A 25,647-nucleotide genomic window follows, 5' to 3' on the forward strand; every position below is an offset into this window, starting at 1 on the left:
AACAATTGTCTCGTTCGGCACTAAGTTAGCGCTCACATCCTTGCGAGGTCGCAAGGGAGAACGACTGGAGACACACCAATGGCGGTGGAGCAGGCAGTGCAGCCCCCCTCGTACGTGATCGGCGTCGACTACGGGACGCTCTCGGGACGAGCGGTCGTGGTGCGCGTGAGCGACGGGGCCGAGATGGGCAGCGGGGTGCACGAGTACTCCCACGCCGTCATGGACACCGCGCTCGTCGCAGGACCCTTCGAGGGCACCGCCGGCCTGCCCCTCCCGCCCGAGTGGGCCCTGCAGGTGCCCTCCGACTACGTCGACGTCCTGCGCACCGCCGTCCCGGCCGCGCTGGTCGCGGCGGGGGTCGATCCCGTCGACGTGATCGGCATCGCGACCGACTTCACGGCCTGCACCATGGTCCCCACGACCGCCGACGGGACCCCGCTGTGCGAGCTCGAGCGGTTCGCGGACCGTCCCCACGCCTACGTCAAGCTGTGGAAGCACCACGCGGCCCAGGCACAGGCCGACCGCATCAACATCCTGGCGCACGAGCGTGGCGAGCAGTGGATCTCACGCTACGGCGGCCTGATCTCGTCGGAGTGGGAGTTCGCCAAGGGGCTCCAGCTCCTCGAGGAGGACCCCGAGGTCTACGCCGCGACCGACCACTGGGTCGAGGCCGCCGACTGGATCGTGTGGCAGCTCGGCGGCGTCTATGTGCGCAACGCGTGCACCGCAGGCTACAAGGGCATCTACCAGGACGGCCGCTACCCCTCGACCGAGTTCCTCGAGGCGCTCAACCCCGAGTTCGCGGGGTTCGTGGCCGACAAGCTCGAGCACACGATCGGTCGGCTCGGCGAGGTCGCGGGCACGCTCACGGCCAAGGCGGCGGCCTGGACCGGACTGCCCGAGGGCATCGCGGTCGCGGTCGGCAACGTCGACGCGCACGTCACGGCTCCGGCCGCGCAGGCCGTCGAGCCCGGGCAGATGACCGCGATCATGGGCACGTCCACGTGCCACGTCATGAACGGCGAAGAGCTGCGCGAGGTGCCCGGCATGTGCGGGGTCGTCGACGGCGGGATCGTCTCGGGCCTGTGGGGCTACGAGGCGGGGCAGAGCGGCGTCGGGGACATCTTCGGCTGGTTCGTCGACACCGCGGTCCCCGGCTCGTACGCGCAGGCGGCGGCGGACCGTGACCAGTCGGTGCACGAGTACCTCACCGATCTCGCGGCCGGCCAGGAGATCGGCGAGCACGGCCTCGTCGCGCTCGACTGGCACTCGGGCAACCGTTCGGTCCTGGTCGACCACGAGCTGTCGGGCCTGCTCGTCGGGCAGACGCTCGCGACCCGACCTGAGGACACCTACCGCGCGCTCCTGGAGGCCACGGCGTTCGGGACCCGGACCATCGTCGAGGAGTTCCAGCGCGCCGGCGTCCCGGTCGTCGAGCTGGTCGTCGCGGGCGGGCTGCTTAAGAACCGCCTGCTCATGCAGATCTACGCGGACGTGACGCGACTGCCGCTCAGCACGATCGACTCCGAGCAGGGGCCGGCGCTCGGGTCGGCGATCCACGCGGCCGTCGCCGCGGGCGCCTACCCCGACGTGCGCGCCGCCGCCCAGGTCATGGGACGGCGCACGGTCGCGGCCTACCTCCCGATCGAGGAGAACGCGGTGCGCTACGACGAGCTGTTCGCGCTCTACTCCGGGCTGCACGACCACTTCGGACGGCTCGAGACCCCCGGTGCCGACCCGGTCATGCACCGCCTCAAGGCGATCCGCCGCGAGGCGCGCTCGCTGCGCGCGGGCGTGGCGCCGTCGGGTACCGGCACGCGGGGCGTCGCTCTCGAGGGGGTCCCCGCATGAGCGCCACCACCAGCGCGACGGCGGAGCTCGCCCCCGCGGTCCGCGCGGCGGTCGAGGCCTCGCGCGAGCGGGTCGCGGCCCTGCACCGCGAGCTGACCCGCTACGAGCTCGTCGTCTGGACCGCAGGGAACGTCTCCGAGCGCGTCGAGGGTGCCGACCTGTTCGTCATCAAGCCGTCCGGCGTCGCGTACGACGACCTGACTCCCGGGTCGATGGTCGTGTGCGACCTCGACGGGAACCTGGTCGAGGGGACGCGCGCACCGTCGTCGGACACCGCGGCGCACGCGTACGTCTACCGGCACATGTCGCACGTCGGGGGGGTCGTGCACACGCACTCGACGTACGCGACCGCCTGGGCCGCGCGCGCCGAGCCCGTGCCGTGCGTCCTGACGATGATGGCCGACGAGTTCGGCGGCGAGATCCCCGTAGGACCCTTCGCGCTGATCGGCGACGACTCGATCGGCAAAGGCATCGTCGACACGCTCCGCACCTCGCGGAGCCCCGCCGTCCTGATGCGCAACCACGGCCCCTTCACGATCGGCAAGGACGCGCGCGGCGCGGTCAAGGCCGCCGTGATGTGCGAGGAGGTCGCGCGGACCGTGCACGTCGCGCGCCAGCTCGGCGAGCCGCTGCCCATCGCGCAGGGCGACGTCGACTCGCTCCACGACCGCTACCAGAACGTGTACGGCCAGGCGCCCGCGGGCGGTTGACCCCGGGCCCCGCCCACCCCACGACCAGAACCACCGCGTGCTATTTCAGTGAGGAAACGACGCACATGAAGAACCCCTTCGACACCAGGGAGATCTGGTTCCTGACCGGGAGCCAGGATCTCTACGGCGAGGAGACCCTCCGCCAGGTCGCAGCGCAGTCCCAGGAGATCGCGGCGGCGATCGACGCGTCGAGCGACGTCCCGGTCCGCATCGTCTGGAAGCCCGTGCTCAAGGACTCGGACGCGATCCGACGGGCCGCGCTCGACGCCAACGCGGACGACGCGTGCGTGGGGCTCGTCGTGTGGATGCACACGTTCTCCCCGGCGAAGATGTGGATCCGCGGGCTCGAGGCCCTCGGCACCCCGCTGCTCCACCTGCACACGCAGGCCAACGTCGAGCTGCCGTGGTCCGACATCGACATGGACTTCATGAACCTCAACCAGGCCGCCCACGGCGACCGCGAGTTCGGGTACATCCAGTCGCGGCTCGGAGTCTCGCGCAAGACCGTCGTGGGTCACGTGAGCAACCCGGACGTCACCGCGAGGATCGGGACCTGGGCGCGCGCCGCGACGGCCTGGGCCGAGGTGGGCTCGCTGCGGCTCGCCCGGTTCGGCGACAACATGCGCGGCGTGGCCGTGACCGAGGGCGACAAGACCGAGGCCGAGGTCCGGTTCGGCGTCTCCGTCAACACGTGGGGCGTCAACGACCTCGTCGAACGGGTCGACGCGGTCGACGAGAGCGACGTCGACATCCTCGTCAAGGAGTACGTCGGGATGTACGACGTGGCCCCCGAGCTGCTCCCCGGTGCGGAGAGGCACGCGTCGCTGCGCTACGGGGCACGCATCGAGCTGGGGCTGCGCTCCTTCCTCGAGGAGGGCGGGTTCGGCGCCTTCACGACGAACTTCGAGGACCTGGGTGGGCTGCGCCAGCTCCCTGGGCTCGCCGTCCAGCGCCTCATGGCTGACGGCTACGGGTTCGGCGCGGAGGGGGACTGGAAGACCGCGCTGCTCGTTCGCGCCGCGAAGGTCATGGGCCACGGGCTGCCCGGCGGGGCCTCGCTCATGGAGGACTACACCTACGACATGGTGCCCGGTGCCGAGCGGATCCTCGGGGCGCACATGCTCGAGGTCTGCCCGAGCCTCACGACGGCGCGGCCCCGCCTCGAGGTGCACGCGCTGGGGATCGGGGGCCGCGAGGACCCCGTGCGGCTCGTGTTCGACACCGACGCGGGTCCCGCTCTCGTCGTCGCCCTGAGCGACATGCGCGAGCGGTTCCGCCTCGTGGCCAACGTGATCGAGGTCGTGGCGCCGGAGCACGACCTGCCCAGGCTGCCCGTGGCACGTGCCCTGTGGGAGCCCGCGCCGAGCTTCGCGGTCTCGGCCGAGGCGTGGCTCACCGCGGGAGGCGCGCACCACACCGTCATGACCACGGCCCTGGGGCTCGAGGCTTTCGAGGACTTCGCCCAGATCGCCGGCACGGAGCTCGCCGTGATCGACGAGTCCACGACCACCCGGTCCTTCGCGCGAGAGCTGCGATGGAACCAGGCGTACTACCGGCTCGCGCAGGGCTTCTGAGGACGGACCTGCTCGTAGACCGGACGCAGTGCGGGGGGACCCGGGCGATGGGGAACACTTACCGCCCGGTAGCCCCGGTAGGCCGAGCGCTCGTGTGAGCGCTCACCACGCACGACCGACCATCCCATCGACTGACAGGGCTCAGGCCCGCAAGAACCGTTCGACGCCCACGGCGGGCGCAGCGGGACATCTCAAGGAGGAGATCATGTTCAACAAGACCACGGCACGCGTGCGGTTCACCGGGATCCTCGCAGGCGCAGCGGTCCTCGCGCTCGCGGCCTGCAGCGGCGGCAGCACCGACTCGGCCGACGGCACCGCCGGAGCGGGCGGAGGCGGCGAGAACATCCGCGTCGGCTTCTCCCAGCTCGGCGCGGAGAGCGGCTGGCGCACCGCCAACACCGAGTCGGTCAAGGCCAACCTCACGGCCGAGAACGGCATCGACCTGACGTTCGTCGACGCGCAGCAGAAGCAGGAGAACCAGATCAAGGCCCTCCGCGACTTCATCGACCAGGACGTCGACGTCATCGCGTTCTCCCCGGTCATCGAGACCGGATGGGACGAGGTCCTCCAGGAGATCAAGGACGCCGAGATCCCCGTCGTCCTCGTGGACCGCACGGTCGACACCACGGTCGAGGACCCGTTCGTCACCTGGATCGGCGCCGACTTCACGGCAGAGGGAGTCACCGCGGGCGAGTGGGTCGCGGAGAACGCACCCGACGCCAAGGTCTTCGAGCTCCAGGGCACCATGGGCTCGGGCGCCCAGACCAACCGTCAGGAAGGCTTCCGCTCGGTCGTCGAGGACCAGATCGTCGGCGAGGCGACCGGCAACTTCACGCGCGCCGAGGGCAAGGCGGCCACCGAGGCAGCACTCCAGGCATACCCCGACATGAACCTCATCTTCGCCCACAACGACGACATGGGCCTCGGCGCCATCGAGGCCATCGAGGCCGCGGGCAAGGTCCCGGGCAAGGACATCCAGATCGTCACGGTCGACGGGGTCAAGGACGGCCTGACCGCTCTCCTCGACGGCAAGTTCAACTTCGTGGTCGAGTGCAACCCGGCCTTCGGCGACCAGCTCCTCGAGCTCATCAAGCAGGTCGCGGCCGGCGAGGACGTGGAGAAGGAGACCATCGTCGTCGACCAGGCGTTCGACCAGACCATCACGCAGGACGTCATCGACGCCCGCTCGTTCTGACGCGCAGCACCTGACGGCCCGCCCGGTCGCCGCCCTCCTCGGCGCGGCGACCGGGGCGGGCGCACACACCGCGCGGCAGGGACGAGCCCTCGTCCCTGCCGGCCGGTGCCTGAGCTCCATCCCCTTCCCCAGGACGGAAGAACACATGTCAACGACGACCGCCGCGTACGCGGCGCCCGTGGTGGAGATGACCGGGATCACCATCGAGTTCCCGGGCGTCAAGGCTCTCGACGGCGTCGACCTCACCCTCCGCCCCGGCGAGGTCCACGCCCTCATGGGTGAGAACGGCGCCGGCAAGTCCACCCTCATCAAGGCCCTCACGGGGGTCTACCAGATCGACGCGGGCCGCATCGTGGTCTCGGGTGCCGAGCACCGGTTCACGCGGACCCGCGACTCCCAGGACGCGGGCATCAGCACCGTGTACCAGGAGGTCAACCTCTGCTCGAACCTCTCGGTCGCCGAGAACATCATGCTCGGGCACGAGATCCGGTTCGGTCCCTTCATCAACTGGCCCGCGACGCGCCGCAAGGCCCGCGAGCACCTCGCCCTCCTCAACCTGGACATCGACCCCTTGTCGGCTCTGTCCTCCCACTCGATCGCCGTGCAGCAGCTCTGCGCGATCGCGCGGGCCATGGTCGTCGACGCGAAGGTCCTGATCCTCGACGAGCCCACCTCGAGCCTCGACAAGGCCGAGGTCGCCGAGCTCTTCGACGTGATCCGCTCGCTGCGGGACAAGGGCGTCGCGATCCTCTTCGTGTCGCACTTCCTCGACCAGATCTACGAGATCACCGACCGCCTGACGATCCTGCGCAACGGACGCCTCATCTCCGAGCACCTCACGAAGGAGCTTCCGCGCATGGAGCTCATCTCCGCGATGATCGGCAGGTCCGGTGAGGCCCTGGCCGACGTCGAGGAGCGCGCGCACCGCGTCGCCTCCGAGCACGACGAGGAGCCTCTGCTCCGGGCCGTCGCGCTGGGACGCGACGGCTCGGTCGAACCGTTCGACCTCGACGTGCACGCGGGCGAGATCGTCGGCGTCGCGGGCCTGCTCGGCTCGGGCCGCACGGAGGTCGCCCGCCTCCTCTACGGCGCCGACAGGGCGGGCAGCGGAAAGCTGACCTTCGACGGCGCGACGCGAGGCGCGGCCCCCCTGACCTCGATCAAGCGAGGCGTCGCGTTCTCCTCGGAGGACCGCAAGAAGGAGGGCATCATCGGTGACCTCACGGTCCGCGAGAACATCGCCCTCGCGATGCAGGCGAGCCGCGGGCCGTGGCGCCCCATCCCGGCCAAGGAGCTGGACGCGGTCGTCGACCGCTACATGAAGGCGCTCAACGTCTACCCGGCGAACCCGAACATGCTCATCAAGAACTTGTCGGGCGGCAACCAGCAGAAGGTACTCCTGGCCCGCTGGCTCGCGACCGCACCGCGCCTCATCATCCTCGACGAGCCCACGCGTGGCATCGACGTGGGGGCCAAGGCCGAGATCCAGCGGCTCGTCGCCGAGCTGGCAGGTGACGGGATGGGCGTGGTCTTCATCTCGTCCGAGCTCGACGAGGTGCTGCGCCTGAGCCAGCGCGTCGTCGTCATGCGTGACCGCCAGAAGATCGGCGAGATCACCAACGGCCCGGACGTCACGTCCACCACGATCCTCGAGACGATCGCAGCGAGCGGGAGCGCATCATGAGCACGACCACCACGACTCCGACGACGCCGTCGGCGTCGCCGCCCGTGTCCGGCGGTCCCGCACCGCGGGGCGCCCAGGGCGCGCTGCGCCGCGTGACGCACCACCACCTGTTCTGGCCTGTCGTCGCGCTCGTCGTCATGCTCCTCGCGTGCGGCCTGCGCAGCCCCGGTTTCCTCGACGTGACGATCATGGACGGCCACCTGTTCGGCCAGCTGATCGACATCATGCGGGCGAGCGCGACCCCGCTCCTGCTCGGCATCGGCATGTGCCTCGTGATCGCGACGGGCGGTATCGACCTCTCGGTGGGCGCCGTCATGGCGATCTCGCTCGCGGTGTCGCTGACCTACATCGACGCGAGCGGCACGGGTGGGACGGTCGGCACGGCCCTGACCGCGGTCGCGATCGGCCTCCTGGTCGCCGCGGTGATCGGTGCGTTCAACGGCTTCCTGGTCACGGTCCTGGGCATCCAGCCGTTCATCGCGACCATGATCCTCATGGTCGCGGGTCGGGGCATCGCGATGCTCATCACCAAGGGCCAGATCACCACGACCACGAGCCCGCCCTTCAAGTCGATCGGCTCGGGCTTCGTCCTGGGCATCCCGACCCCCGTGGTCATCGCCGCGGTCGTGTTCGCCCTGGTCGCGCTGCTGGTGCGTCGGACGGCCCTCGGCATGCTGGTCGAGTCCATCGGCATCAACCGCGAGGCCAGCCGCCTCGCGGGCGTCCAGTCGCGCAACATCACGTGGTTCGTCTACCTGCTGTGCGGCCTCCTGGCCGGGCTCGCGGGGATCGTCTACGGCGCGCCGACGATGGCGGCCGACGCCAACAACATCGGCCTCATGAAGGAGCTCGACGCGATCATGGTCGTCGTCCTGGGCGGCACCAAGCTCGACGGCGGCAAGTTCAGCCTCGCGGGCGTGGTCGTCGGGGCGCTGCTCCTGTCGACGCTCGAGCGGGCCGTGGTCATCTTCCACATCAGCTCGCAGATCACGCCGCTGTTCAAGGCGCTCGTGCTGATCGTCGTGTGCATCGCGGCGTCCGAGCGTCTGCGCTCGCTCCTCACGTCCCGACGACCGAGGAAGCGACCCACCCTGGGCGCGGGCACGGCGACGACGAGTGTGAAGGGGGTCGCAGCATGAGCACCGTCCAGACGGCGCCCCGGGCGTCCAAGAATCCCCAGGAGGGCAAGGGGCCGCGCGGAGGCCACGACACGGGCTTCGTCGCCCGCCTCATGACCAACCCCGTGGTCCGCAGGCTCTCGGACCGCCGGCTCCTGCCCGTCACGGGCACGCTCGTGGCCCTCGCGGTCATCCTGATCGTGGGGCAGGTCCGTTACAGCACGGACCGCCGCGACTTCCTGAGCATGCGGCTCTTCTCCAACCTGCTCGTCGACAACTCGTACCTGATCGTCCTGGCGATCGGCATGACGTTCGTGATCATCACGGGTGGGATCGACCTGTCGGTCGGTGCCGTGGTCGCCCTCGTCGGCCTGGTCGTTGCCAAGCTCCTGATCGCGGGAGCGCCGCTCCCCGTGGTCCTGATCCTGGGCGTGCTGATCGGCACGACGTTCGGCCTGCTGATCGGCGTGATGGTCCAGTACTTCGACATACAACCCTTCATCGCCTCGCTCGCCGCGATGTTCCTCGCGCGCGGCCTGGCCAACGTCGTGAGCGTCCAGTCGCTCGCGATCAAGGACGAGGGCTTTGCGGCCCTGGCCTCGTGGAAGATCAAGTTCGGCGAGGGTCGTGAGGCCTGGAGCATCAACCTGAGCATGGTCGTCGCGTTCGTGGTCCTGCTGATCGCGATCTACCTGCTGCACTACACGCGCTTCGGCCGCACGGTCTACGGGCTGGGCACGGGTGACAACGGCACGGCCGTGAACCTCATGGGTCTCAAGGGCAGCTCGACCAAGGTGTGGGTCTACGTGATCAGCGGCACGTGTGCCGGGATCGCGGGCATCCTGTTCGCCCTCTACACCAAGTCGGGCTTCAACCTCACGGGCATCGGCATGGAGCTCGACGCGATCGCGGCGGTCGTGATCGGTGGCGCGCTCCTGACGGGCGGCGGCGGGTTCGTCCTGGGGTCGGTCGCGGGCGTGCTCGTCTACGGGCTGATCCAGGTGCTCATCGCCCGCGAGGGCCTGGACTCCTGGTGGACCAAGGTCTTCATCGGCGTGGTCCTGCTCGCGTTCGTCCTGCTGCAGCGGGCCATGACGTTCCGTCAGGGACGGGGGGCCGCCACCTAGCCCCCCCAGCACCACCGCCTCGCGCGCGTCGGCCATGGAGCCGGGCCCCGTGCGAGGCGTCACAGCGCGGACCGTCGAGGGTGACGGGCCGAGAAGGACCCGGAGGCCACCCCCTCCCGGTCGAGCAGGTCCCGGCTGGTACCCGGGACGGGCTCGGACGACCGGGAGGGCATGGCTGCCGGGCGCACCCCGTACAGCAATGGAGCGCACGGGATACACCCGGCATCGCTCCCTTCCTCGTCGCAGCAAGGTTGGAGCAACGTGATCATCTCTGATTCCCCTGCCCGCAGCACAACCCGAGGCCGGACGTCCCGTCCGTCCCGCAGCCGGACGGCGCGACCGTGGGCGGCCGCCGTGGGGGTCCTCGCACTGGGGGCGACGACCGCCCTCGCGGTCACCCCGGCGGCCTTCGCGGCCACCGAGCCGGTCCTTCCGCCGGGCGCCTGGGTCGACCAGTTCGACACGGCCGAGCTCGGCTCGGCCTGGGACGTCGTCAACCCGGTCCCGTCGGCGTGGTCGCTCGCGACGACGCCCGGGTCGTTGACCCTGACGTCCCAGACGGGCGACACCTACCAGGAGGCGAACACCGCGAAGAACGTCTTCATGGTGGACGTCCCCGTGGGCGACTTCACGGTCGTGACCAAGGTGTCGGCCCCGGTCGGCAAGGTCTACCAGGGCGCGGGCCTCATCGCGTGGAAGGACATGGACAACTACGTCCGTGCAGGTCTGACGTACGTGGGCAGCCTGTCGCCCTCGGCGCGCGCGATCGAGCTCGACAACGAGACGGGCGGGAAGTTCACGGCCGCGTCGTTCACCGACCGTGCGGGCTCGACGGGCGAGACGCTGCGCATGCAGCGCACCGGTGACACGCTCGCGGTGTCCTACTGGGACGCCACCGCGGGGGACTGGAAGCCCGCGGGCTCGACGACGGTCACGTTCGACGTCACCCAGGTCGGCCTCTACGCCCTCGCGGCGCAGGACGGTTCGACGCACGCCGCGACGTTCGACTACGTCGCGGTCGACGCGGCCGAGGGCCAGGACGTCGTCCCGACGGGCACGTTCTCGCTCGACGGCCCGGCCGACCACAAGCACCTCGTCCTGACGGACACGGGCCTGTCGTTCGTCGCGCAACGCCCGGCGTCGCCGCTGGGCCTGGTGGCCACGGCGGTCGCCGGCGGGCCCGACGGCGCCGCGACGCTCGCGCAGGCGGGCACCGGTCTGCCGGTGGTCGTCGCGAGCGACGGGCGGATCACGCTCGGGGCCGCCGACGCCGCCCCGGCCCAGGTGCGGCTGACCGACGTGGGCGGCGGCAAGCTCGCGCTGCGCGTGCCGGGCGCCGCTGCCGGGGAGTTCGCGGGGGTGCGCGCCGCGGACGGAGCCCTGGTGCTCGGCGCCGAGGACGCGGCCGTCAGGCTCACGCTCACCGCGCTGTCGTCGGCCGAGCACACGCTCGCGATCGACGCCGCGGGCGAGACCGTCGAGATGAGCGACGACCTGTACGGCATCTTCTACGAGGACATCAACTACGCCGCGGACGGCGGGCTGTACGCCGAGCTCGTGCGCAACCGCTCGTTCGAGTTCAACTCGTCGGACAACTCGTCCTTCACGGGGCTCACGGCCTGGGAGCGGGTCGACCGCAACGGCGGCACCGCGACCACGACGGTGGTGACCGACGCGCAGCGCCTCAACGACAGCAACCGCTACTACCTCCGGCTCGACGCGACCGCGGCCGGCGCGGGCGTGCGCAACGCGGGCTTCAACACGGGCCTCTTCCTCGAGAAGGGCCAGAAGTACGACTTCTCGGTGTGGGCGCGCTCCGCCGTCGGGCAGGACCTGACCGTGCAGGTGGAGGACGCCGCGGCGGGGACCACCTACGCGACCGGGAAGGTGACCGTCGCCGGCACCGACACCTGGAAGAAGTACTCGGTGACCCTCACCGCGACCGAGACCACCTCGGCCGGGCGCCTCGCGGTCCTCGCGGGGGCCGCAGGCACCGTGCGCCTCGACATGGTCTCGCTCATGCCGCAGGACACCTGGGTCGGGCCGGTCAACGGCAAGACCCACCTGCGCAAGGACCTCGCCGAGAAGATCGACGCCATGAACCCGCAGTTCCTGCGGTTCCCGGGCGGCTGCGTGACCAACGCGGGCACGTTCGACACCTACCTCGAGAGCAACGGCACCGACCGTCGGCGCACGTACCAGTGGAAGGAGACCATCGGGCCGGTCGAGGAGCGGGCCACGAACTGGAACTTCTGGGGCTACAACCAGTCGTACGGGATCGGGTACTACGAGTACTTCACGTTCGCCGAGGACCTCGGCGCGACGCCCCTGCCCGTCCTGTCGGTCGGCGCCAACGGCTGCGGCAGCACCATCCCCGAGATGAAGGACGACGTCCGGATCCAGCGCTGGGTCCAGGACACGCTCGACCTCGTCGAGTTCGCCAACGGTGACGTCACGACCGAGTGGGGCGCGGTGCGCGCCGAGCTAGGCCACCCCGAGCCGTTCGGCCTGAAGTACCTCGGACTCGGCAACGAGGAGAACACCAAGACGTTCGAGGCGAACTTCCCGAAGTTCAAGGACGCCGTGCGCGCCGCGTACCCCGACGTCCAGATCATCTCGAACTCGGGTCCGGACGACACGGGCCAGCGGTTCGACGAGCTCTGGGAGTTCAACCGTGCGCAGGAGGTCGACCTGGTCGACGAGCACTACTACAACGACCCGAGCTGGTTCCTCGAGAACGCCGACCGCTACGACGACTACGACCGCGAGGGCCCGCACGTGTTCCTCGGCGAGTACGCGTCGCGCGGCAACACGTTCTTCAACGCGCTGTCCGAGGCCGCCTTCATGACGGGCCTCGAGCGCAACTCCGACGTCGTCGAGCTCGCGTCGTACGCGCCGCTGCTCTCCAACGAGTCGTACGTGCAGTGGTCGCCCGACGCGATCTGGTTCGACAACGACGAGTCGTGGGGCACGCCCAACTACTACGTCCAGGAGCTGTTCGCGAACAACGTGGGTGACGAGGTCGTCCCGTCGGTGCACACGGCAGGCACGGGCGACGCGGCCGGTCTTCTGGACGGGGGTGTCTTCCTGTCCACGTGGTCGACCAGCGCGTCGTACGACAACGTCGTGGTCACCGACAACGCGAGCGGCGACGTCCTGTTCCAGGACGGGTTCGACGACGCCACCCAGTGGTCTCCCGTGACCGGGACGTGGGCCGCGCAGGACGGCGTCTACACGCAGTCCTCGACGTCCGTGACCGACGCGCGCTCGATCGTCACGGGCGCGTACGCCAAGGACTGGAAGAACTACACGCTCGAGCTCGACGCCCGCAAGATCGCCGGGTCCGAGGGGTTCCTGGTGGGCTTCGCCGCGGGCGGCCCGGACGACTACTACTGGTGGAACATCGGCGGCTGGAACAACACCCGTTCGGTCCTCCAGCGGGCCGACGGCGGCAGCGCCGCCGAGATCGCCGCGGTCGAGAACAAGAGCGTCGAGACGGGCCAGGGCTACAAGGTCAAGGTCGTGGTCCAGGGCAGCACCATCGAGCTCTACCTGGACGGCCAGCTCCAGATCTCGTACGAGCAGCCCGCCGCGAAGTCGCTCTACCAGGTCGTCACGCGCGACGAGGAGTCCGGCGACCTCGTGGTCAAGGTCGTCAACCCGACCGCGACCGCGGCGGACACGGCCGTGACGGTCGCGGGCCAGGAGATCGCGGCCCAGGCCACGGTCACCGAGATGGTCGGCGCGCCCACGGACACCAACACCAAGGCGAACCCGCGGGCGATCGTGCCCGTCGAGCGGACCTGGGGCGGGGCGTCCAACGCGTTCGACTACACGTTCCCGGCCTACTCGGTCACGTTCCTGCGCCTGCAGGCGGCCGGCACCGAGGCCGAGCCCGTGGACCTCGCGGTCACGGCCAAGGCGCAGTGCGTCGCGGGCCGCGCGAACCTCTCGGTGCGTGCGGTCAACGGCGAGGACGAAGCCGTGACCGTGGCGTTCACGACGCCGTTCGGGACCAAGACGTTCGCGTCGGTCGGACCCGGCAAGAGCGCGTCGCAGTCGTTCAACTCGCGCGCGGTCTCGGTCCTTGCGGGGACCGCGACGGTCGTGGGCACGATCGGCACGGGGCCGGGGGCCCGCTCGACCACGTTCGACGTCGAGTACCCGGCCACGACCTGCGGCTGACGGCCGCACCAGCTCCGCCGGGGTCGCGGGACCACCTCGCGGACCCGGCGTGACCCCTCCGGTCCACCCGGGCCGGTGACAGCACGAGCACGACCTGCAGTACCTGCACCACCCGCACCACAAGGACGCGGGGGACCGTCGGGGCCGGCCCGCCCCCCCCCCCCCCCCCCGGGCCCCCAGCAGGGGGCGCTCAACGACGAGACGGCGAGAGGCCACGAACCACATGACCACCCGACACGACCCGGCGCAGACCACGCCCTCGGCCCGACGGAGGGCCCCCCGCGGGGCGAGAGACGTCCTCGGGGGCGCGCTGAGCATCGCTCTGCTCGCCCCGATGGCCCTGGCAGGACCGGCGGCGGCCCTGGCCCCGGCCCCCGCACGCCCGACGACGGCGCTCGCCCCGGCGGTGCCGGCCGCCACCGAGACGAGTGCCACAGAGGCCCCCACCCCCACGGCCGACGGCCTGAAGCTCTGGTACAAGCTCGACGAGCTGAGCGGCACGGTCGCCCACGACGCCTCGGGCTCGGGCCGTGACGGCACGCTCGTCGGCGGCGGAGACTGGACCGACGGGCAGGGGCTCACGTTCGGCGGCTCGAGCTACGTGGACCTCCCCGACGACCTCCTGGCCGGCTACTCGGCCGTGACGGTCAGCGCCGACGTGTGGATCGACTCGTCGCTGAGCGGCAACTACTTCTTCTACAACCTGGGCAACACGGCCGTGGGCTCACCGCAGTCGGGCAGCGGCTACCTCTTCTCCTCGGGCAACGCGAACTACCGCGCGTCCGTCTCGAACGCCGCGTGGGGTGCCGAGCAGAACACGGCCAAGTCGCCGTCCGCGGCCCTCGCGCGTGGCGTCTGGAAGACCGTCACCTACACGCAGGGCGCCGGCACGGGGCGCCTCTACGAGGACGGCGCGCAGGTCGGCGTCAACACGGCCGTGACCCACACGCCGGGCTCGATCGGCAACGGGAAGACGACCGCCAACTACCTCGGCAAGTCCGCCTATGCGGCCGACAACCTCTTCAAGGGGCGCATCAAGGACTTCCGCCTCTACGACCGCGCGCTCACGGCCGCCGAGGTCGCCGACCTCAGCACCGCGAACGCCGCGGCGTCGCTCTCCGCCGACGTCAGCGCCCTGTCCCTCGGGGACACGAGCGCCGTGGCCAAGAACCTCACGCTGCCCGCGAAGGGCACGGGCGGCTCGACCGTCACCTGGGCGACCTCGGACGCGAGCGTCGTGACGTCGTCGGGCGTCATCACCCAGCCCGTCGGTCAGGCGCACACCGCGACACTGACCGCGACGCTCTCGCTGCGCGGCCAGAGCGCCACCAGGACGTTCGACGTCACCGTGGTGCCCGGCACGGGCGACCAGGGCGTCGTCGACGCCGCGGCCGCCGCGCTCGAGGTCAAGAACCTCGACGACGTCCGCGGCAACCTCACGCTGCCGACCACGGGATCCGAGGGCACCACGGTCACCTGGGCGACCACGGCCCCCACGGTCGTCACGCCGTCGGGCGAGGTCACGCGCCCCGCGCACGGCCAGGCCGACCAGACGGTCACGCTGACCGCGACCGTGAGCAAGGGGCAGGCCACGGCCACGCGGGCGTTCGCCGCGACGGTCCCCGCGCTCCCCGAGCAGCAGGACTTCGCGGGCTACCTGTTCTCCTACTTCATCGGTGAGGGCTACGCGACCGGCGAGCAGGTCTACTTCGGCCTGAGCAAGGGCAACGACCCGCTCAGGTACCGCAACCTCAACGACAACCAGCCCGTGCTGACGTCGAGCCTGGGGGAGCAGGGGCTGCGCGACCCGTTCGTCATCCGTTCGCCCGAGGGCGACAAGTTCTACCAGATCGCGACCGACCTCAAGATCCACGGCAACGGCAACTGGGACGCGTCCCAGCGCACGGGCTCCAAGTCGATCATGGTCTGGGAGTCGACCGACCTGGTGAGCTGGACCGACCAGCGCCTCGTCCAGGTCTCCCCGGAGACCGCGGGCAACACGTGGGCCCCGGAGGCGTACTACGACGAGACGATCGGCGCCTACGTCGTGTTCTGGGCCTCCAAGCTCTACGAGGAGGACGACCCGGGCCACACGGCCAACACCTACAACCGCATGATGTACACCACGACCCGCGACTTCTACACGTTCACCGAGCCGCAGGTGTGGGTCGACCCGGGCTACTCGGTCATCGACTCGACCGTGATCGAGCACGACGGCGAGTTCTACCGCTTCACCAAGGACGAGCGGAACAACACGTCCACGACGCCGTGCTCCAAGTTCGTGCTGGGCGAGAAGGCGAGCGAGCTGCGCTCGCTGAGCTACGACTTCATCACCGACTGCATCGGCAAGGCCAACTCGCTCGGCGGCGGCATCAACCAGGGCGAGGGCCCGACCATCTTCAAGTCGAACACCGAGGAGAAGTGGTACCTGTTCATCGACGAGTTCGGCGGCCGCGGCTACGTGCCCTTCGAGACGACCGACCTCAACGCCGACGAGTGGAAGATGTCCACGGGCTACGAGATGCCCTCGCGACCGCGCCACGGCACGGTCCTGCCCGTGACGCAGACCGAGTACGACGCGCTGCTCAAGGGCTACCAGCCCGACGCGTTCGTCGAGTCGGCGCAGGACGTCACGGCCGTCGTGAGCGTCGGTGACGCACCGGTCCTGCCGGCCACGGTCGCCACACGCACCGCAGCCGGCACGACCACGCAGACCGCGGTCACGTGGGACGCGATCGACCCCGCGAGCTACGCGCAGGCCGGGACCTTCGAGGTCACGGGCTCGCTCGGCGCCGGCGTGAGCGTGCGTGCCAAGGCTGTCGTGACCGTGGTCGAGGGCGACGTCCCCGTCACGGGCCTGACGGTCTCGCCCACCTCGACGCAGGTCACGGTCGGCGCGGCACGCTCGCTCACCGCGACCGTGACCCCGGCTAACGCCACGGCCCGCACCGTCACCTGGACGAGCGCCGACCCGTCGGTCGCGACCGTCGTCTCCAACGGGCCCTCCGCGGGCACCGTGCGCGGCGTCGCGGCGGGCAGCACGACCGTGACCGCCACGACGGCCGACGGTGCGCGCACCGCGACCGTCGCGATCGACGTGACGAAGGAGATCCCCGGTCTGGTGGTCCAGTACCGCCTGGACGAGACGAGCGGCACGCAGGCCGTGAACTCGGCGCCGAGCAGCGCCGTCGGGCCCGCGACCGTCGTGGGCGGGGCTGCGCGCAACGGCGCGGACGGCGTGCGTCTCGACGGGGTCGACGACCACGTCAGGCTGCCCGACGACGTGCTCAAGGGGCTGACGGAGATCACCGTCTCGCTCGACGTGCGCATCGACACCGCCCAGTCCACGCCCTACTTCATCTACGGCCTGGGCAACACGAGCGGGTCGAGCGGCAACGGCTACCTCTTCACGACGGGGGACGCGTACCGCACGGCCATCGCCTCGGGGAACTACACGACCGAGCAGAACACGACCAAGGGCTCGAACCTCGCCCGCGGCGTGTGGAAGCACCTGACGTACACGCAGTCGGGCACCACGGGCACGCTCTACGAGGACGGGATCCAGGTCGCGAGGAACACCGACGTCACCACGACCCCCGGATCGATCGGGAACGGCACCACGGTCGCGAACTACATCGGCCGCTCGCTCTACTCGGGCGACAAGTACCTCAAGGGCGACGTCCGCGACTTCCGCGTCTACGACCACGCCCTGAGCGCCGACGAGGTCAAGGACCTCGGTCAGGACCACTCGGCCGTCACGGGGGCCGAGCTCGCCGAGCTCAAGGTCGCCGCGATCGTCGACGGCGGGTCCAGCACGGTCACGCTCCCCGTGGTGCCCGGCACCGACCGCTCCGCGCTCGCGCCTCGCCTGGTCGTGTCCGACCGTGCGACCGTGACGCCCGCCAACGGCTCGGTGCAGGACCTCACGCAGCCCGTGACCTACACCGTGACCGGCCCCGACGGGGTCGCGCGCACGTGGACCGTCCAGGCCAAGGAGATGCGCAGCCCGGTCCTGCCGGGCCTGTACGCGGACCCGAACATCGCGGTCTTCGACGGGGTCTACTACATCTACGCGACCACGGACGGCACCCCCGGCTGGGGCGGCAAGGACTTCTACGTGTGGAAGTCGACCGACCTCGCGAGCTGGGAGCGCTCGGCCGAGCCGTTCCTCACGCTCGACGGCGCCGCGGGCGACGTCCCCTGGGCCACGGGCAACGCGTGGGCGCCGACCATCATCGAGCGCGACGGGAAGTACTACTTCTACTTCTCGGGCCACAACCCGACCTACGACCGCAAGACGATCGGTGTCGCGGTCGCGGACAGCCCCGAGGGGCCCTTCACCGCGCAGCCGACGGCCATGATCACCAACGGGGAGGCCGTCACGACGGGGCAGGCGATCGACCCAGCGGCGTTCGAGGACCCGCAGACCGGCACGTTCTACCTGTTCTGGGGCAACGGCAGCAACGCGCCGCTGTACGCCGAGCTGAACGACGACATGGTCTCGGTCAAGCAGGACACCATCACGAAGTTCGGTGGTCTGACGAACTTCCGCGAGGGCCTGTTCCTCAACTACCGCGAGGGGACCTACCACCTGACCTACTCGATCGACGACACGGGCTCGGAGAACTACCGGGTCGGGTACGCGACGTCGACGAGCATCGACGGGCCGTGGACCTACCGCGGCGTGATCCTCGAGAAGGACGTGTCCCAGGGCATCCTCGGGACCGGCCACAGCTCGATCGTCCAGGTCCCCGGGACCGACGAGTGGTACATCGCGTACCACCGCTTCGCGATCCCCGGCGGCGACGGGAACCACCGCGAGACGACCATCGACCGGCTCACGTTCGGTGAGGACGGCCTCATCCAGAAGGTCGTCCCGACGCTCGAGAGCGTGCCGCCGCTCGACGTGACCGAGCCCGCCCAGGTCGAGGTCGACGTCACGGTCGCGCCCAAGTGCGTGGCCGGCAAGGCCGCGCTCACGGTGCTCGTACGGAACACCGAGGAGGTGCCCGTCGACGTGGTCGTGACCACGCCGCTCGGGACCAAGACCTTCCTCCAGGTCGCGCCGGGCAGGCTCGCGTCGCAGACGTTCTCGGCCCGCGCGGCGACGCTCGCGGCCGGGAAGGTCACGGTCACGGCCCAGGCCGTGCTCGACGGCGCCCCGGTCACCACGGCCTACGACGTCACCTACGCACCGACCAGCTGCGGCTGACCCACCTGGCTCCCGCCGAGAAGTGAGTAGATGCCCCAGATGTGGGCTCAAGAGGGGCATCTACTCACTTCTCGGCGAGGGTCCCGCCCGCACCACGAACCGAAGGAGCACATCGTGAGAAGAACCAGGGGACGTCTCGTTGCAGCGAGCGTCGCCGTCGCCCTGAGCACCGGGCTGACGACCACCGCCGTGGCAGCCGCTGATCCGGCCCTGCCCGAGGCCGGGCTCGTCGCCTGGTACAAGCTCGACGAGGCGAGCGGCACGTCGGCCGCGAACTCCGCGCCGGGCTCTACGTTCGGGGCGGCCACGGTCGTCGGGGCCGCGCGCAGCGCGAACGGCATCACGCTCGACGGGACCGACGACCACGTCCGGCTCCCCGACAGCTTGCTCAAGAACCTGACCTCGGTCACGGTCGACCTCGACGTCCTGGTCGACACGGCCCAGGCCACGCCCTACTTCATCTGGGGCATGGGCAACACGAGCGGCTCGAACGGCAACGGCTACCTGTTCACCACGGGCAACGCCTACCGGACCGGGATCGCGTCCGGCAACTGGTCGACCGAGCAGAACACGACCAAGGGCACCAACCTCGCGCGCGGGGTGTGGAAGCACCTGACCTACACGCAGACCGGCACGACCGGGACCCTCTACGAGGACGGAGTCCAGGTCGCGCAGAACACCGCGGTCACCACGACCCCCGGCTCGATCGGCGCCGGGACGACGACCGCCAACTACATCGGCCGCTCGCTCTACTCGGGCGACAAGTACCTCAAGGGCCAGGTCCGCGACTTCCGCGTCTACGACCGGGCGCTGCCCGCCAACGACGTCACGGCCCTCGCGCAGAAGACCTCGGCAGCGGCCGCAGGAGCCGACGCCGCCGCCCTCGACCTGGGCGACACGAGCGCCGTCACGAGCAACCTCACGCTCCCGGTCACGGGCGCGCAGGGCTCGACCATCGCGTGGACGACCTCGCACGCGGACGTCGTGACGTCGTCGGGCAAGGTCACCCAGCCCGCCGCCGGCCGGTCGGCCGCGAGCGTGACCCTGACGGCCTCGGTCACGCGCGGCGCCGTGACGCTCCCGCGGGCCTTCACCGTGGTCGTCCCCCCGGCCCTCGACGACGCCCAGGCGGCCGCCTGGGACGCGCAGCACGCCGTCGTGACCAACATCGCCGACGTCCGCGGCAACCTCACGCTCCCGACCAAGGGTGCGCAGGGCTCGACCCTGACGTGGACGTCCTCGGCGCCCGGCACCGTGAGCGACACGGGAGTGGTGCACCGCCCCGTGCACGGCGCGGGCGACACCGAGGTGACGCTCACGGTCACCGCGACCAAGGGCACCGCGACCTCGACCCAGCCCCGCACCGCGACGGTCCGCCAGGCCCCCGAGGCCCAGGAGCCCGCGGCGTACTTCTTCCCCTACTTCAAGGGCGAGAGCACGGCCGACGGTGAGGAGATCTACTTCGCCGCGAGCCAGGGCAACGACCCGCTCAAGTGGCAGGAGCTGAACGACGACAAGACCGTCCTGCGCTCGGGCCTGGGGGAGAAGGGTCTGCGCGACCCGTTCGTCATCCGCTCGCCCGAGGGCGACAAGTTCTTCCTCGTCGCGACCGACCTCAAGATCTACGGCGGCAACAACTTCGGCAACGCGCAGGAGCGCGGCTCGCTGAGCCTCATGGTCTGGGAGTCGACCGACCTCGTGAGCTGGTCCGACCAGCGCATGGTCAAGGTCTCGAGCGACTACGCGGGCAACACCTGGGCCCCCGAGGCGTTCTACGACGAGGCCGCGGGCGAGTACGTCGTGTACTGGGCCTCGGCTCTCTACCCGACGACCGACAGCAGCGACCGCAAGATCGCCACGAGCTACCAGCGCATGATGTACGCCACGACGCGTGACTTCGTGACCTTCAGCGAGCCGCGGATCTGGGTCGACAACAAGCGCGGCACGGGCCTCGGCATCATCGACGCCTCGGTGACCAGGGTGGGCGACACGTACTACCGCTTCATCAAGGACGAGAAGTACATGACGGTCCGGAGCGAGAAGTCCACGGACCTGCGCGCCACGAGCTGGGACCTCATCACCGAGAACATCGGCGTGGGGCAGCCCAACGGCTACGGCGGCACCTTCACGGCGGGCGAGGGACCCACGGTCTTCAAGTCCAACACCGAGGAGAAGTGGTACGTCTTCATGGACCAGCCCAGTTACCACGGCGGCAAGGGCTACGTCCCGTTCGAGTCGACGGACCTCGACTCGGGGGTCTGGACCAAGTCCGAGCCCGCGACGCTGCCTGTGAGCCCTCGCCACGGCACGGTGCTCCCGGTCACGCAGGCCGAGTACGACCGCCTGCTCGCGCACTACCAGCCCGACGCGTTCGTGGCCTCGGCCGCCCCCGTCACGGTCACGACGGCCGCGGGCACCGCGCCCGTGCTGCCGGCCACGGTCGCCGCGACGTACGGCGACGGTGCGACCAAGGACCTCGCGGTCACGTGGGACGCGGTCGACCCCGGGTCCTGGGCGCAGGCCGGCACGTTCGCGGTCAGCGGGTCGTTCGGTCCGTCGATCACGACGCGGGCCGCCGCAACGGTCACCGTGACGGCCCCCGTCGACCCCGAGCCCGACCCCGACCTCGCGGTCGAGGTCTCGGCCACGGCGAAGTGCGTGGCGGGCAAGGTCGCCGTGTCGGTGCGTGCGGTCAACCGTGAGGACGTGCCGGTCGACCTCAAGGCGACCTCGCCGTTCGGGTCCAAGACGTTCACCGGCGTGGCTCCCGGCAGGTCGGCGTCCCAGGCGTTCGCGACGCGCGAGGGCTCGGTCGAGGAGGGGGTCGTCACGATCACCGCGAGCACGACGGGCGCCTCGCCCGTGACCGCGACGATCGAGGCCTCGTACCCGGCCCTCGCGTGCGGTTGATGCGCTGACCCGACGGCAGCCGTGGGGCGAGGAGTCCTGCCTCGCCCCACGGTCCGCCCCGGCCGCGCGACGGAGCGCCGGGAGCGGACCGGGCGTCGCCGTCCCCCGGGTGCTCGACGACACGGGTTGATCGTGATTCCGCGAGAGTCGTCGCGACTCGCGTCGCCGCCCAGGGCGGCGCACCCGGGAGCGCGGGCGTGCCGCGCCGTCGGGCACAATCGGGGCATGAGCGCTGGTGCGGTGAGGCGGGGGCGTCGACCCGCGGGGGAGGACACCCGGGCGGCGATCGTGGCCGCGGCGCGCGAGGAGTTCGCCGCCAAGGGCTTCGACGCGGTCAGCATGCGCGGCGTGGCCCGGGCGGCCGGGGTGGATCCCGGTCTCGTCCGGCACTACTTCGACGGCAAGGGCGAGCTGTTCGCGGCCTCGCTCGTCCCCGCAGGAGCGGACCCGCAGGCGCTCGCGGGCCGGTTCGCGCAGGGCGGGCTGGACGGGCTGGGGGAGCGGCTGGCCCGCACGGTCCTCGCGGTGTGGGACGCCCCGGACGGCCAGGTCCAGCTGCGGCTCGTGCTGTCCGGGATGCTGTCGGCGGACGAGCACGTCCAGGAGCTGCCGCGCTACCTCCAGCGGACGGTGTTCGACCAGGTCGCGGCCCTCCTGCCGCGGGCCGTCGCGGCCCGGCGCGTGAGCCTCGTGGCGAGCCAGGTGCTCGGGGTGCTGGTCGCGCGTCACCTGCTGCGCCTCGAGCCCGTGGCGTCGATGCCGGCGGACGAGCTCGCGCTCTCGATCGCTCCGACGCTCCAGCGCTTCCTCGAGGGTGCGGACGAGGGTCTTGTGCCGGGTCCGCACGAGGAGCACAATTCCTCACATGGGGAATAACGGGCCCGTCATCAGCGTCCAGGGGCTGCGCGTCGACCGCGGCGGGACCACGGTGCTGCACGCGCTCGACCTCACGGTGCCCGAGCGGCAGGTCGTCGGGCTCCTCGGGCCCAGCGGCAGCGGCAAGACCACGCTCCTGCGCACGCTCGTCGGTGTCCAGGTGGTCACGGCCGGGACCGTGCACGTGCTCGGGCGGCCCGCGGGGCACCCCACGCTGCGCCACCAGGTCGGCTACGTGACCCAGTCGCCCAGCGTCTACGCCGACCTCAGCGTGACCGAGAACCTGCGCTACTTCGCGTCGATCCTCGGGGTGGGTCCCCGCGACGTCTCTCGCGTGATCGACGCGGTGGACCTCGCACGGCACGCTCGCCGCCGGGTCGGCACGCTGTCGGGCGGCGAGCGCTCGCGCGTCTCGCTCGCGGCCGCGCTCCTGGGCGAGCCGCGGCTGCTCGTGCTCGACGAGCCGACCGTCGGTCTCGACCCCGTCCTGCGCCGTGACCTGTGGGACCTGTTCGCCCGGCTGCGCGACGCCGGGACGTCGTTGCTCGTGTCGTCGCACGTCATGGACGAGGCGACCCGGTGCGACCGGCTCCTGCTGCTGCGCGACGGTCGCCTGCTCGCGGACGACACCCTCCCCGGGCTCCTGGAGCGCACGGGTGCCCACGACGTCGAGCACGCGTTCCTGCGCCTCGTCGAGGACACGTCCGTGCCCGACGGCGCCGCGCCCGCCAGGAGTCCGCGCCACCTCGGAGGGGAGTCGTCGTGAGCACGCCCGACGCACGCGGCTCGGCCACCCTCTCGACGGGCACGTCGACCCACCAGGGAGCCGCGCCCGACCGGCGGGCCCCGCGTGCGGCCAGCCCGCGCCTGACCCTCGCGACCGCAGGCAGGGTCCTGCGCCAGGTCCGCCACGACCCGCGGACCATCGCCCTGCTCGTCGTGCTGCCGTGCGTGCTGCTGGGTCTCATCGCCTGGATGTTCGACGGCACGCCCGTGCTCGACCAGTTCGGCCCGATCCTCGTGGGCCTGTTCCCCATGATCATCATGTTCCTCGTCACGAGCGTCACGACGCTGCGCGAGCGTCAGTCCGGGACGCTCGAGCGCCTCATGACCATGCCGATCGGCAAGGGCGACTTCGTGGGCGGGTACGCCCTGGCGTTCGCGCTGCTCGCGACCGTGCAGGCCCTCGTCGTCGTGGCGTTCGCCGTGTGGGTCTGCGGCATGGAGGTGTCCGGACCGGTGTGGGTCGTCGTGCTCGTCGCGGTGCTCGACGCGATCCTGGGCTCGTGCCTCGGGCTCGCGGCCTCGGCGCTGGCGCGCTCGGAGTTCCAGGCGGTCCAGCTCATGCCCGTGATCCTGTTCCCGCAGCTCATCACGTGCGGGCTGCTCATGCCCCGCGACGAGATGCCCGCGGTGCTCGAGGCGATCAGCCGCGTGCTGCCCCTGACGTACGGCGTCTCGGCGCTGCAGGACGTCGCAGCCGGCGGGACCTTCGCGGACGTGAGCGGCGCCGTCGCCGTCATCGTCGCGTTCATCGTCGGAGCGATCGTGCTGGGGACCCTGACCTTGCGGCGCCGCACGGTCTAGCAGACGACTTCTCACCCGCTCCCACCTTCCGACGGGGCCGACCCCCGTGGGAGGATCAGCGCGCTCGGGGGCGGAAAGCGACAAAGGAGTACGTACGTGCGAATCGTGGACCCACGGGCAGGCTCCCGCCCGCTCGGCGGTGCGGCAGCGGCCTCGCTGCTGCTCGGCGGCCTGCTGCTCGGCACCGGACCCGCTGCGGCGAGCGCGGGGTCGCTCACCGGTGACCGCGACCCGCAGGGCGTCGGCCTCCAGGTCGACGTCTCAGGGGTCACCAGCCAGTCGCAGGTCGAGGCCGACGCGCAGGGCGCGGTGCCAGGCGGCGCGCTGGGCGTCCGCGGCTCGGGGCTGGTCCCGCTCACGCCCTACGACGTCCACCTCCACTCCGCCTACGCGGCACCCGTCCGGCTCGCCACCGCGATCTCCCTCGCCGACGGCACGTTCGGGCTCTCGGCCCTCCTGCCCGGCTCGGTGCAGCCAGGGACGCACTTCGTGCGCGTGACCGACCCCGGGACCGGGGGCTACCTCGACACGGCGCCCTTCGAGATCGGGGCGCCTGCCGAGCCCGGCGGGAGCGCGGGCGGCGCAGAGCCGGGCACCGGGGCGGGACCCGTGGTGGGCGGCGCCGACGACGGAGGCCTGGCGGCGACCGGCCCGCTCGACGCCGAGCCGGTCGCTGTCGGGAAGGTGCACCTCGAGGCGGACGACGCAGCAGGCCTGGCGTTCACCGGGGCGGCCGTCGTGGGGGCGCTCGCCGCTGCGGGAGCACTCGTCGTCGCGGGCGTCGTCGCGCTCACGGGAGCCCGACGCCGGCGACGCGCGCGCACGACCTGAGCGACGCCGTCGGGCCCGGGCGCCTGCGCGAGCCACCTCGGCGGGCCCTCAGGGGCGGGCCGCGAACCGTTCCAGCAGCTCGGCGTGCCCCGAGACGATGAGCAGGTCGTTCGCCGAGATGCGCGTGCTGGGCTCGGCGTACACGAAGTCCTGCCCCGGGGACTTCACGCCGATGATCGTCACGCCGTACCGTTCGCGGACCTTCGTCTGCTCGATCGTGAAGCCCTGCGTCTCCTTCGGGGGGCGCATCTTGACGATCGTGAAACCGTCCTCGACCTCGATGTAGTCGAGCAGCTTGCCCGAGACCAGGTGTGCGACCCGACTGCCCGCGTCGGCCTCCGGGAAGACGACGTGGTGCGCGCCGATGCGCTGCAGGATGCGCCCGTGCTCGGCCGAGATGGCCTTGGCCCAGATCTGCGGGGTCCCGAGGTCCACGAGGTTGCCCGTGATGAGCACGCTCGCCTCGAGCGACGTGCCCACGCCGACCACCGCGACGGGGAAGTCGCGCGCGCCGAGCTGCTCGAGGGCGGTCGGGTTCGAGGCGTCGGCCTCGACGAGGGGGATCTGGCCCGACCACTGCGCGATGAGCTCGGGGGAGCGCTCGACCGCGAGCACGTCCTGCCCGAGCCGGTCGAGCGTCGCCGCGATCGCGGACCCGAACCGGCCGAGGCCGATCACGAGCACGCCCGCGTTCTTCTCGGGGGCCTTCTTGTCGGGCACCTTGGGGGCCTTTCGTCGAGAGGGGTACTGGAGGCTGGGGTAGGTACTGGGGTCTCTGAGGGGTTCT

The 25,647-nt window shown here is 71.0% G+C and carries 15 protein-coding genes; 14 read left to right on the forward strand and 1 reads right to left on the reverse strand.

Translation table 11 applies throughout. The features are described 5' to 3' along the window. Positions 1–96: 96 nt before the first annotated feature. The 14 genes from araB to H9640_RS15655 all read left to right on the forward strand — a co-directional run bounded on the left by araB (position 97) and on the right by H9640_RS15655 (position 24,860). Entirely contained in the window at positions 97–1,851 is a 1,755-nt protein-coding gene (araB, locus tag H9640_RS15590; RefSeq protein ID WP_318243800.1) for a ribulokinase, read from the forward strand. Continuing rightward, positions 1,848–2,561: an L-ribulose-5-phosphate 4-epimerase gene (locus tag H9640_RS15595; RefSeq protein WP_191791698.1), complete on the forward strand. Its 714-nt coding sequence runs from the start codon at positions 1,848–1,850 to the stop codon at positions 2,559–2,561. The genes araB and H9640_RS15595 overlap by 4 nt, the downstream gene beginning before the upstream one ends. Positions 2,562–2,626: 65 nt before the next feature. Continuing rightward, on the forward strand, positions 2,627–4,135 hold the full coding sequence (gene araA, locus H9640_RS15600; RefSeq protein WP_191791699.1) for an L-arabinose isomerase: 1,509 nt from the start codon (positions 2,627–2,629) through the stop codon (positions 4,133–4,135). Positions 4,136–4,340: 205 nt separating this feature from the next. Then, a complete protein-coding gene (locus H9640_RS15605; protein WP_191791700.1) occupies positions 4,341–5,330 on the forward strand; it encodes an ABC transporter substrate-binding protein in 990 nt (329 codons plus the stop codon). 145 nt (positions 5,331–5,475) lie between these two features. Next, on the forward strand, positions 5,476–7,014 hold the full coding sequence (locus tag H9640_RS15610; protein ID WP_191791701.1) for a sugar ABC transporter ATP-binding protein: 1,539 nt from the start codon (positions 5,476–5,478) through the stop codon (positions 7,012–7,014). Next, the gene (locus H9640_RS15615) at positions 7,011–8,153 is read left to right on the forward strand and encodes an ABC transporter permease (protein WP_191791702.1); all 1,143 of its coding nucleotides are present in this window, start codon (positions 7,011–7,013) and stop codon (positions 8,151–8,153) included. The genes H9640_RS15610 and H9640_RS15615 overlap by 4 nt, the downstream gene beginning before the upstream one ends. Beyond that, entirely contained in the window at positions 8,150–9,259 is a 1,110-nt protein-coding gene (locus tag H9640_RS15620; RefSeq protein WP_225227319.1) for an ABC transporter permease subunit, read from the forward strand. The genes H9640_RS15615 and H9640_RS15620 overlap by 4 nt, the downstream gene beginning before the upstream one ends. Positions 9,260–9,613: 354 nt before the next feature. Further along, the gene (locus H9640_RS15625; protein WP_191791703.1) at positions 9,614–13,444 is read left to right on the forward strand and encodes an alpha-L-arabinofuranosidase C-terminal domain-containing protein; all 3,831 of its coding nucleotides are present in this window, start codon (positions 9,614–9,616) and stop codon (positions 13,442–13,444) included. A gap of 334 nt (positions 13,445–13,778) precedes the next feature. Beyond that, a complete protein-coding gene (locus H9640_RS15630; RefSeq protein ID WP_191791767.1) occupies positions 13,779–18,656 on the forward strand; it encodes a family 43 glycosylhydrolase in 4,878 nt (1,625 codons plus the stop codon). A 114-nt stretch (positions 18,657–18,770) separates the two neighbouring features. Further along, positions 18,771–21,566, forward strand: coding sequence for an immunoglobulin-like domain-containing protein (locus H9640_RS15635; RefSeq protein ID WP_191791704.1), 2,796 nt, complete (start codon positions 18,771–18,773; stop codon positions 21,564–21,566). Between the two features lie 225 nt (positions 21,567–21,791). After that, positions 21,792–22,442: a TetR/AcrR family transcriptional regulator gene (locus H9640_RS15640; protein WP_191791705.1), complete on the forward strand. Its 651-nt coding sequence runs from the start codon at positions 21,792–21,794 to the stop codon at positions 22,440–22,442. Further along, the gene (locus H9640_RS15645; RefSeq protein ID WP_191791706.1) at positions 22,432–23,208 is read left to right on the forward strand and encodes an ABC transporter ATP-binding protein; all 777 of its coding nucleotides are present in this window, start codon (positions 22,432–22,434) and stop codon (positions 23,206–23,208) included. The genes H9640_RS15640 and H9640_RS15645 overlap by 11 nt, the downstream gene beginning before the upstream one ends. Before the next feature lie 101 nt (positions 23,209–23,309). Continuing rightward, entirely contained in the window at positions 23,310–24,029 is a 720-nt protein-coding gene (locus tag H9640_RS15650; RefSeq protein ID WP_191791768.1) for an ABC transporter permease, read from the forward strand. 96 nt (positions 24,030–24,125) lie between these two features. Next, a complete protein-coding gene (locus H9640_RS15655) occupies positions 24,126–24,860 on the forward strand; it encodes a hypothetical protein (RefSeq protein ID WP_191791707.1) in 735 nt (244 codons plus the stop codon). 48 nt (positions 24,861–24,908) lie between these two features. On the opposite strand, the gene H9640_RS15660 is transcribed toward H9640_RS15655, so the two are convergent. Then, a complete protein-coding gene (locus H9640_RS15660) occupies positions 24,909–25,580 on the reverse strand; it encodes a potassium channel family protein (RefSeq protein ID WP_191791708.1) in 672 nt (223 codons plus the stop codon). Between the last annotated feature and the right edge of the window lie 67 nt (positions 25,581–25,647).

The sequence above is a fragment of the Oerskovia gallyi genome, from assembly GCF_014836745.1.
Classification (GTDB): domain Bacteria; phylum Actinomycetota; class Actinomycetes; order Actinomycetales; family Cellulomonadaceae; genus Oerskovia; species Oerskovia paurometabola.